The sequence below is a fragment of the Candidatus Omnitrophota bacterium genome, assembly GCA_040755155.1.
Taxonomy (GTDB): Bacteria; Hinthialibacterota; Hinthialibacteria; order Hinthialibacterales; family Hinthialibacteraceae; genus JBFMBP01.
This window is the reverse complement of sequence record JBFMBP010000181.1, coordinates 26472-37076: the sequence shown is the minus strand read 5'-3', so window position 1 is coordinate 37076 and position 10605 is coordinate 26472. Positions and strand designations below refer to the sequence as shown.

The window sequence follows — 10605 nt, the reverse complement described above, 5'->3', positions numbered from 1 at the left end:
CCCCCGCTCCCGCCCGCATCGCGGCTATATCGCCGGAGCGATTCGCCGTCGAATTCGAAGAGCCGCAATACGGCGCCGCGCCGGGCCAGGCGTTGGTTTTATGCTCCGGCGAATGGATTTTGGGCGGAGGGACGATTTTGCTGTTGGATAGGAATATGGGAAAGACAAGGTGATTAGTTTGTTTGTCAGAATCAGGATGGGCAGGATTTTCAGGATTGGCAGGATAAAAAACCTATTTATCTAATCCTTAAACGTTCAAATCTCAAACGGGAATTATTCGCGTTCTTTGCAAATCTGAAGATAATCGTCGACGGAATCTTGAAAAGCCTGTTGCAACTCTTCCATCGACTTTCCTTGAAACGTGACGACATCGCGTATGCCGCCTATTTCTCCATGAAATATCATGGCGTCTTCGATGTACTCTACTATGCCTATATATCCTTTATATTCCATTACGGTTTCACTCCCGCTTCCGTGAGAATCCTTCTCGCTGATTGTATACTAATACACTATCAATATAAAGAAAAATCCGAAATCGATAACTTTGGCGAAATGTTGTAAATAGTCAACCATTGATTCCCTTCCCAATCGTATTTAAAGCCAATAAGCAGATCGCCATGAATCAAGAAATATTCCGGCGTAATGCTCTCGGGAAAATCCTTGACAAGTCTTAACGATTCTTTCTCTTTAGTTAAAACCAACATACGACCATCCCAATAGTTCCGCGTAAACAAATAAGGGCCGTAGGGATAAAAAAGTCCAGGTATAAAGTCGTATCCGAGGGTTGCAATGGGATTGGGGAAATTGGGTTCTTCGATGTGATAGACTTGGATAGTCGATGTCGCTGATCTATAGGTATTGGTTGATTTCGCGACGATAAAAAGCGAATCGCCATCTTTATAAATTGATTTTGCTCCGGGCGTTGCAATAGTTGTTATTAGGCGTGGTCGATCGAATGAGGACAGATCGAAGATGCGGGTTTCTACTCCCAAATATTCACTAATAGGATTTATGCCTAAGAGGGCGTAAGCGTTCGAATCGCCGTCCCAAAGAATCTGCATATATTCATTTCGAGAAGGCGCCATCGCAATTTTTCCCAAACGGCGCGGCGAACTTACATTGCTAACATCGATAGTCTCTAAACTATCTTCCCATGCAATGGAAATCAAAGCGCGGCCGTTTTTCACATGAATGATTCCTACAGGAGAAATGATTCCCATCGGTGTATAGTTCTCCAAATCGTCAAAACGATATTCTCCTGCCAGCGAAGGCGCCGTCGCATCGCTGACGTCAAGAATATCAAAGCCGCCTTGGGTGGGAACATACAAATAAGGCCACTCCAACGCCAGCGACGAAAACGGTCCACTTACCATGTTGGCGTTATAGCAAAAGCGATATTTCCCAACCAGTTGCGGATCAGAAGGATTGGAAATATCGACGATGAGAAGGACGCAGGAATTGAGACAATAAACATAGGATCCTCCCGCCATGTAAGTTATAGGATTCGATAGTCTCAAAGCGCCAATAGGCGATAGTTGTATATCCTCTTCTTGTGCGGCGGGAATCGTAGCGAAAAACAATGATAGCAATAGACAAAAAGCGATGAATAGCAGACTCTTAACATAGTTTCTCGTCGTCATGACGGCAAACCTCCATCATGCGCGCAAATCCACTGCGCCATTTCTTCGGCGTTTAGGATCGCAAACAGGTTATATAGGAGAGAAGAAACCTATGCTCTATGAAATCGCGGCTTCTTCCACCTTACTCTAGCAAATAGGATGGTAACATAATTCGAAAATAATGTCATATCCATAAACGCAAAAAGCGGAGCCTGCCAGCCCCGCTTTTTCGTCAAGCTCGTTATGATTTCGAGCGGTTAAACGATATCTTGGATGTCCGCGTCCCAAAACACCGTTCGTTTGCGGAAATAGGACTCTACCGACATAATGCAGGCTACGGCTTCGATGAATGCTTGGTCTTCATTGTCTTTCGGCTGTTTGCGCGAGCGGATGCAATCGAAGAAATCCTGCATGTGGCTGGGTTGCTCCGGCGTTTGCTGCGGATCGAATTGCATGAAAGGTTCGCCGGTTTTAATCTTGCCGCTGTCGATGCCCGGCTTGAATTTCAAGGACGTATCTTCGGCGAAAACCTCGTATCCGCGCATACTGGTTTTCATGAGGGCGTCTTTGCCGCGGATTTCCACTTCATGCAAATCGGGCGTTTGCGCCTGGCTGTTGAACATGGAGGAGAACAACATCGACATTCCCTTGCCGAATTTTGGATATTCGAAAACCGTATTCCACGTATCCGGCGCTTCGCGGCCATCGTGAAGCAAATTGTTATTGCCGGAAGTCGTGGCGCAATGGGGAATGCCCATATTGAGGATGGATTGCGCAAAATCGAAGGCGTGGGAGAGTAAATCCCCGGCGATTCCCGTTCCGTAATCCCAATAGCAGCGCCAATGCCAAAAGCGTTCCATGCTGAAGGGATGATAGGGCGCCGTTCCCAGAAAGCGGGGCCAATCCAGGTTTTCCCGCACCATGTTTTCGTCGGGGCGGTCGAAGATATCGTAATAGCCATACCAGCGCCATTCGTCATGGCCGCGGGGGCGGTTGCGGAAGCAGCCCATGCGCACGAAAGTTACTTCACCCAAAGTCCCTTTGCGGATCAGATCGCCCGCCTGGATGGCGGCGGGGCTGCTGCGGTCGTGTCCCAATTGCATGACCGTCTTGTTGTATTTGATCGCCTTCAGCATCTCTTTGGCTTCGGGCAGGGTGCGGGTCCAGCATTTTTCGATATAGACGTCTTTGCCGGCGTTGGCCGCGTCGATAACCAGCGGTGAGTGGGAATGATCGGGCACGGCGATCACCACGGCGTCGATATCCTTATCCGCCAGCATCTCGCGGTAATCGATGAAGCGTTTGGCTTGGGGATTGCCGCCGCGATCGATGCCTTTGTCCTGATGCGGCTTGTAGATGTCGCAGATTCCGCGAACTTGAACATTCTCGATTCCCGGCTTGCCCCTGTCCGGCTCCCCGGCTACTTGGAGCACTAGCTCCCCGCCGCGCACGCCGACGCCGATATGCCCTACGCCGATCGTCTCGTTGGGTTGAGCGTGGGATAGATAAGCGGGCGCGGCCGTCATCGCCGCAAATGCCGTAGTCCCAACAGCGGCATCCTGAATAAATGCGCGTCTCGTCTTTCCGTTCTTATTCTCTCGCGTCATGAATGAAAACCTCCCATTTGGATCGTTATCGTAATTCCCGAAGAAATCCGCCTCCATTATAACGCTAATTCTATTCCAGGTGAGAAGCATCGAGAATATGCGTTCGCTGGGGAAACGCCTATCGAATATCCAACAACGATAGAAACGAACGAATGTAATTCGCCGGAAACAAAAAGAAAAGATAAAAGAAGGTGGAATTTTATTCGCCTTTGGGAGGGCGTTGGCTCGGGGGGATGAAGGCCATGAGTTTCTGTTCCAAAATGCGGGGATTGTCTCCGGCTTGAATGGACATAACGCCTTCAATGATGACTTCTTTTAGAAGGATTTCGCTGGCGGTTCTTCCTTTCAGTTTATTGCACAAAGGAGTGAATAATACGTTCGCCAAAATGGCTCCATACAACGTCGTTAAAATCGCAACGGCCATCGAGGGTCCAATGGCGTTGGGATCGCTCAAATTGCTCAACATTTGCACCAATCCGATCAAGGTTCCAATCATCCCCATCGCAGGGGCGATCGTGGCCATATAAGCCAGAATGCCTTGATTGGATTTATGGCGGTCTTCCAAGAATGCCAATTCCGTTTGCAAAATATCCTTAATCAGTTCCGGTTCCACGCCATCTACGGCCAATCTCAGACCGGTGCGGACGAAATCGTCGTCGATTTCGTCCATCGATCCCTCCAATGACAACAATCCTTCCCGCCGCGCTCTTTCGGCGCTGCTTACCAATACGGCAATGATATCCAAGGGATTGCTCGATTCAACAAAGAAGGCGTGTTTTATCACCTTCAACATGCCAATATAATCCGCGACGGGAAAATTGATGAGGGTGATGGTGAACGAACCGAAAATAGTCAGAAAAATAGAGGGGATATCGATAAAAAGACCAATACTTCCGCCAAGAAGTATTGTATACATGATGATCAGCGTACTAAGGATTAATCCTAAAATCGTTCCAATGTCCATGAGAGGAACTCATAAAACCCTTATAAATTTTCTTGATTTTAATCCCAATCGGCCAACAATCAATGCTGACTCGCTTCATGCTGTTAAATCTCTTCGATATGGAATGAACTAGAGCGAGAATGAAGCGGTCTCTATCTCGTTAACGAAAGCGGACGAGACGCTTTCGTCAAAAAAACGGCTGCGGATAAGCAAGAGTCATCCTTTCTATTGGTTCCTGTCAAAGTATCGTTTTACAACCTCGAATTCTTCCGGCGTATTTACATTATGCAATACGGCTTCCGAAGCCACCGTTACATAACGCAACGCTTCCGGATGGCGCCGATACAAATCCCGCAACGATCGATCTTTCCCCATTTGCAGGATTTCGGGAAAGAAATACGCTCCCAACAGCGGCGGATGTCCCCGGCGTCCCTGGAAAGCGGGAATGCAAATGGTCTTGTCATCTCTTTGCGCATTCGCCAGCTCCCGCAATACGCGCTCCGGAACTAGAGGACAATCCACGGGCCACAGAAAAGCGCCTTCCGCTTCCTGCGGAAGTACGCTTAGTCCGTATTGCAAACTTCCGGTTCGTCCTTGACGGAACTCTTTATTCTCAACCGTATGAACGAAAGACGGCAAGTTTGCGCCGATCGCCTCCTTCTCGAAACCCAAGACGACGACGACGGTTATATCGGATTGAGACAGAAAAGGATTCGCTAAAATACGTTCGAGAAAAGTCTTTTCCCCCAAGCGGAGAAGGGGCTTGGGGACGCCCATTCTCTCGGAAAGGCCGGCGGCAAGAATGATGACTCCCAAAGGCTTCGTCACGTTAACCGATTTCCTATTCGCAACGAGAAAAAAACTTCATTTTCCACTTTATATTCGCGTTTAATTTTTTTCGAAATATCTCAAGGGCTCGTAAGTGCGAAATTCTGTTATGGCTTCAATGTAAGTACTGAAAAATCAAATAGTTGCATAATCAAACTGCAAATCCACTAAATCATTGAATTTATTGGACTTAATACTAGAACTTCGCACTCTCCAGTCAAGGAGATTAATGCGCTATTGAAAAACCGAAAGTGTGAATAGTAAAAATATACCAAAACATTCATCGTCAAAATTGAATTCGCTTGTAAAGATAACAGCATTTCCGTAACGCATAAAGAAAAAAGGCTTGAATAAATTTTTTTAAAATTTGGATTTGAAATAATGCTCAATTTAGGTTATGATGATTTTACAGGCAGATTATCTTATGTATATTTATTGCATCCCCTTCCAGGGGAAAAATACGAAGGTATGCCATAATGCCGAATGGGGGGAGCCGCCCAAACAGCGGCGCAGACCACTCTTTAAACCATGCGGAATCAATAGACGCCGCTCTTTCCGACCGTCTTTCGCCGTTATTGAAATTAGCGGAGTTTTTGGATAGAAATTCGCGCAATAAAGACCTTCTGAGCCAATTATATCATTTTATTCAACAGCAAGAACAATCAATCAATAATGTATTTCATAGCGCGCCCGGCGGCGACGAACAACCCATTGTCTCAAATGAATCCACCGATTTTCACAACGCCCAACCGCCATCCCAACCTCAAATAATCGAAGGTTCTCAAGTTCCCGCCGATTCCATTTCGAATCTATTAGAAGAGAAAAAACAGCTGCAAGAAAAACTGAGGGCGATCAAGGAGAAAGAAAGAGAGTTAGAACGCCAAATCGAAGCCCAGTTTCCCGTTTGGACGGCTATGTTTGTCGATCTCTGCGATTCCAGCCATATCTTTTCTACTATGGGCGACATCGTGGGACAGGAGATTGTGGACCTATTCCGTAAAATCTGCTTAGATCAGATTCATAAATACCATCCGTGCTATGAAGAATTAAGCGGAGGGGATCAGATTCTGGTATGTTTTGAAAATTCGAAAGATTGCGTAGACGCAGCCATCGACGCCTTCATGGCGCTGGCGAAATACAATGGTTCCTCCGAACCTCAACAACGGAAGGGAATATTGATTCAAGGCAGCGCCGGAATCTACCGCGGAAAAATCAATTGGCAAGAAAAATCCTTGATGCAGTGCCACGCCCTGAATTACGCCAAACGATTGCAGGACAAAGCGGGCCGCAGTCAGATTTTCATTTCGGAATCGATCCGCGACGAATTGGCGGCCTTCGGCCGCTATACAACGGTTTTCCAAGGAGTACAAATCCTTAAGAACATTCCCCAACCCCAAACAATTTACGAATTGCGTTGGTCGAAAAACGCCATTCTTTATCCCCGCCAGCAGTCCTTTACGACATTTCCTGAATCTGGCGCGCCTCTTTCCTCCATCGATATTCCCGCCTCGCCGTCCCCCGCGGATACAAATTATGAAATCAAAAATCATTGGCCCGCCCAAGTTGAAAACGTGAGATTGGCTTACGAGAACTTTTTTGCGGATTATTCAACCATCGCCGAAGCGTTAAGCCTGGCGCGGGAAAATAGCGTAATCAGTATCCGGCCCGGTCGCTATCATGAGTCCATCATCCTCTCCCAAATGCATGATATCACCATTGAATCTCACCCCGATGGAACGGTAATCGTCGAATCGGATTCGGGAATTCCCTTGGAGATTAATAACTGTTCCAACATTCATATTTCAGGATTCACTTTTCAAAGCAATGATTTCATTGGCGATAAACATACTTGTATTTTTATTGACCGATCACAGAATATCACCTGCGAGAAATGCAAGGTCATCGAATCGCCCAGCCTAGGAATGAACGTCCAATTCAGCCAAAACATTTTAATCCTAGAAAGCGATTTTCGATTCTGCGGGTATGGCGGCGTAATGATTAAAGATTTTTCCGAAGTGCGGATGGAGCGATGCCAAGTAACGCAAAATGGAGAAATTATCATTACCAGCTCCATCGGAGACGGCTGCGGCGTCATCGTTACGAGCCAATCCAGCTTGGAAATAATGGACTGTGAGATTAAAAACAACCGGGGTTCGGGAGTTTTCGCCGATAATGCTCTTTCTATAAACGCAACGGGCAACGCGATCGAAAACAACGGACGCAATACCGCCCAGCCCGGAATTTTATTTACTAATGATTCCTGGGGTAAATTGAACAAAAACCAAATCAATAAGAATGGTTCGGCGGGATTGATGGTGCGTGAATCTCAAGTTCATGCCATTGGTAATTCCCTTAAGGGAAACGGCAAAAAGACGTCTCCCATGCAAAGCGGAATCGTTTTAGTCGATAGTCCAAAATGTAAATTATTATTTAACCAAATGACGGGGAACGGCGTTGATGTAGTTAAAAAATTTCACAAACAACAAGCGCCGACTCCAAAATCAGCGGAAAAACCTCTACCAGAACCCGCTCCACAAGATATTTTTCCAAACGCCAAGCGAATCGACAGTCCTTTGAATCCCACAGCCAGCCGTATGATCAGATCGAACGATAGGCGCAAATCATCCTACCAACAAATCATTGAAGAAAAATATAAAAATAAAAACAAAAATTACCCTACAGAAATCAAGGATCGTGGAGAATCTTCCAATAAAAAAAAATGAATGCCATTCGATTTTCAAGAAGTTATCCTGCGCATTCCCATCGCCTTATCGATCTTATGTTAACAACTTAACTATTTTCCCATCGAAATTTAGCGTGAAAAATCGTCCATAAAATACGAATCCCCGCTTTGACGCTGCCGCCAATAGTACCGGAAATTTTCGAACGTCCGATGCGTTTGCGGTAGGTAACGGGAATTTCCCGGCAACGAAGACCCATTTTAACCGCCTTCACCTGCATTTCCACCGTCCACCCATAGCCGCGGTCCTGCATATTCAATTGTTTCAGCGAATCGGCGCGAATGGCGCGAAACGGTCCCAAATCCGTAAAGCGATAACCGAAAAGCCAACGGATGATAAAACAAGCCAGCCGGTTTCCAAAGAGCGCATGGAGAGGTAGAGCGCCTTTTTCGCGCTGGCCTATCGTCCGGGACCCGATGGTCAAATCGGCTTGATTTTCTTCGATCGGCTGCAATAACAGAGGAATTTCGGCGGGATTGTCGCTAAAATCGGCGTCCAGAAAGAGAATAATATCCGCCTGCGCCGCCTCGCTCGCTCCCCGCCAACAAGCGCTTCCATAGCCGCGAACAGATTCGAAGACCACCTCTGCACCCGCTTTCCGCGCCATTTCGGCGGTGTGGTCCGTTGAGTTGTTATCGACGACGAGTATCCGGTTTACGCAATGGCGGGGAATGGCGGCGACGACCTTCGCAATAGAAGATTCTTCGTTAAAGGCGGGAATAACGGCTTCCACACGCATAGGGCTAACCATTCCTTGCGATTTGTTCGATGAAAGATGCCTTTCGATAAATTAAGTCCGTCTCCAATAAAAATACTTAAAAAAATGGGGCGGCGAAATAGCCGCCCCAAATCTGTTTTCGTATAGATAATCGATCGCGCTTAGTTATTCTTCATGATATAGATTTCGATAGCGCGAATGATATTGAAGTTGATGCCCAAATCGATGTACTTGGTTCCATCGGCCCGCGTTACGACATCCAGATCGGGACGCCGCGCCAGACCTTCGGCGGTCAGGAAGAAGTCGGCCGCGCCGGAAGTATGCAACGTTCCCAGCGTCGTCGTGGCGATAATGCCGACGCCGCCAAAGAATCCCGCATGGGATTCGTCTACCTGAATCTTGAAGTCTTGCAACACAGAAATGCCGAAGTCCAATTCAGGCAACGGGATATCCAGAGGTTTGGCGCCTTTCGGAACGACGGTGTAAAACTCGCCGAATCCATCCGCCAACACGGCGCCGCCGCCATACAATTCCATATTCTTGAAGATAGGAATATCCGAAACCGGGCCAGCCAAAACCGGCGCATCGCCTAACGTTTTGATTTCGCCCATCGCCGTAAGAATATAACCGGAAATATTCTTGCCCGACGATTTCAGGATTTCCAGATCGATGGCCGGATTGTCGCTTGGATCGGCGAAAGATCGAACCGCCAATTGCGGTTTGCCGCTCTTTCCTTCGACGCGATATACGGCTCCATCGCTCAATAAAGCGAAGTAAGCGTTGCCATTGGCGTTATTGTCGAATTCCACTTCGCGCAATACATCTACCGTGTTAAAGCGAATTCCCAGGTCGGCGATAAAGTTCTTCTCTAACGTAGTCTTGGCGCCGACTTTGTTGAAGCGAGTCGTATAAATGCGGCCATCGCCCGCTGCGGCCATCACCGCCTTCACGGCGTTATCCTGTATATAAACCTTGAAGTCGACGTATACGTCTTTCGGCGAAGTATAGGGGAAGAGGCCTCGCGTCGTAGCTGGATCGTCAAGGACGCTGTTTCCATTCAGATCGTAGAATCCGGAAATATCGCCCACTTCATGCAAACCGCCGAAACCGTCAAGCAAGATGATGCCTTGATCGGAGTTATCGAAGACGTGCGGCGTCGGAGTTGGCGTATTCGTCGGCGTAGGAGTGTATGTCGGCGTTTTCGTAGCCGTCCGCGTTGGCGTGAATGATGGCGTAGGCGTAGATGTTGGTCTCGGCGTCGCCGTCGGTGTTCCTGGAACAGGCGTTACCACCGGCGTTGGCGTTGGGGCTATCGCCGTAGACGTCGCAGTCGGCGCTTCGATCTTCGGCGTCGGAGTCGGCGTTGGAATGATCGGCGTCGCGGTCGGCGATTCTACTTTTGGCGTCGCGGTTGGCGATTCTACTTTCGGAGTTGGACTAGGCGTCGGCGTTGGAGACTCGGGTTTGGGAGTCGCCGTCGGCGTTTCGATTTTTGGCGTCGCTGTTGGAGATTCTGGTTTGGGAGTCGCCGTCGGCGTTTCGATTTTTGGCGTCGCTGTTGGAGACTCGGGTTTGGGAGTCGCTGTCGGCGTTTCGATTTTTGGCGTCGCTGTTGGAGACTCGGGTTTGGGAGTCGCCGTCGGCGTTTCGATTTTTGGCGTCGCTGTTGGAGACTCAACTTTCGGAGTTGGCGTCGGCGTGGGCGATTCCGGCTTAGGCGTCGCAGTAGGCGATTCTACTTTTGGCGTCGCTGTAGGCGATTCTATTTTCGGCGTCGCCGTGGGAGATTCGGCCTTTGGCGTAGCAGTCGGCGTCTCGACAGGCGATTCCGTTTTCGGCGTCGCCGTTGGCATTGGAGTCGGCGTTTCCGTTGGAGTTTCCACAGGCGTTTCCGTCGGGGATTCCGCCGTTAACGCAACGAGCGTGATAAAGGAAGCGCGCAAAGAACCGGATGGTCCCTCGCCGCTCGCCGAAACACTCCATGCTTCTCCCGGAGCGCCGATCAAGACAGTCATCGCTGAAATCGCCAAGAAGAAAAACAAACCGGCGCGAGTCATTCCTATCAATTTATTATGCATTTGATCCTCCAACGGTTTTTACGTAATTACTCCATTTTATTTCAATTATAATCCCGTGAAAAGGTAATATA

Annotated in this window: 9 protein-coding genes; 2 read left to right on the top strand and 7 right to left on the bottom strand. The window is 48.2% G+C overall.

From position 1 onward, the window contains the following. Positions 1-17: 17 nt before the first annotated feature. Positions 18-173 carry an aminomethyltransferase beta-barrel domain-containing protein gene (locus AB1656_27640; protein ID MEW6239173.1) on the top strand — a complete coding sequence of 52 codons (156 nt, stop codon included), beginning with the start codon at positions 18-20 and terminating at the stop codon, positions 171-173. A gap of 100 nt (positions 174-273) precedes the next feature. Here the strand turns inward: AB1656_27640 and AB1656_27635 are convergent, their stop codons facing one another. From AB1656_27635 to AB1656_27615, 5 genes are all read right to left on the bottom strand, one after another. Next, positions 274-453 carry a type II toxin-antitoxin system HicB family antitoxin gene (locus AB1656_27635; protein MEW6239172.1) on the bottom strand — a complete coding sequence of 60 codons (180 nt, stop codon included), beginning with the start codon at positions 451-453 and terminating at the stop codon, positions 274-276. A 59-nt stretch (positions 454-512) separates the two neighbouring features. After that, positions 513-1640 (bottom strand): hypothetical protein, encoded by a 1128-nt coding sequence (locus AB1656_27630; protein ID MEW6239171.1) that lies wholly within the window; start codon positions 1638-1640, stop codon positions 513-515. Between the two features lie 236 nt (positions 1641-1876). Continuing rightward, the gene (locus AB1656_27625; GenBank protein ID MEW6239170.1) at positions 1877-3226 is read right to left on the bottom strand and encodes a Gfo/Idh/MocA family oxidoreductase; all 1350 of its coding nucleotides are present in this window, start codon (positions 3224-3226) and stop codon (positions 1877-1879) included. A 199-nt stretch (positions 3227-3425) separates the two neighbouring features. Beyond that, positions 3426-4190, bottom strand: coding sequence for a motility protein A (locus tag AB1656_27620; GenBank protein ID MEW6239169.1), 765 nt, complete (start codon positions 4188-4190; stop codon positions 3426-3428). 204 nt (positions 4191-4394) lie between these two features. Further along, positions 4395-4997 carry a nucleotidyltransferase family protein gene (locus AB1656_27615; GenBank protein ID MEW6239168.1) on the bottom strand — a complete coding sequence of 201 codons (603 nt, stop codon included), beginning with the start codon at positions 4995-4997 and terminating at the stop codon, positions 4395-4397. Positions 4998-5473: 476 nt separating this feature from the next. Between AB1656_27615 and AB1656_27610 the strand changes: the two genes are divergently transcribed. Continuing rightward, a complete protein-coding gene (locus AB1656_27610) occupies positions 5474-7720 on the top strand; it encodes a right-handed parallel beta-helix repeat-containing protein (protein ID MEW6239167.1) in 2247 nt (748 codons plus the stop codon). Positions 7721-7787: 67 nt separating this feature from the next. On the opposite strand, the gene AB1656_27605 is transcribed toward AB1656_27610, so the two are convergent. Further along, positions 7788-8477, bottom strand: a complete 690-nt coding sequence (locus AB1656_27605; protein MEW6239166.1) for a glycosyltransferase family 2 protein — start codon at positions 8475-8477, stop codon at positions 7788-7790. Between the two features lie 140 nt (positions 8478-8617). After that, entirely contained in the window at positions 8618-10534 is a 1917-nt protein-coding gene (locus AB1656_27600) for a hypothetical protein (protein ID MEW6239165.1), read from the bottom strand. Between the last annotated feature and the right edge of the window lie 71 nt (positions 10535-10605).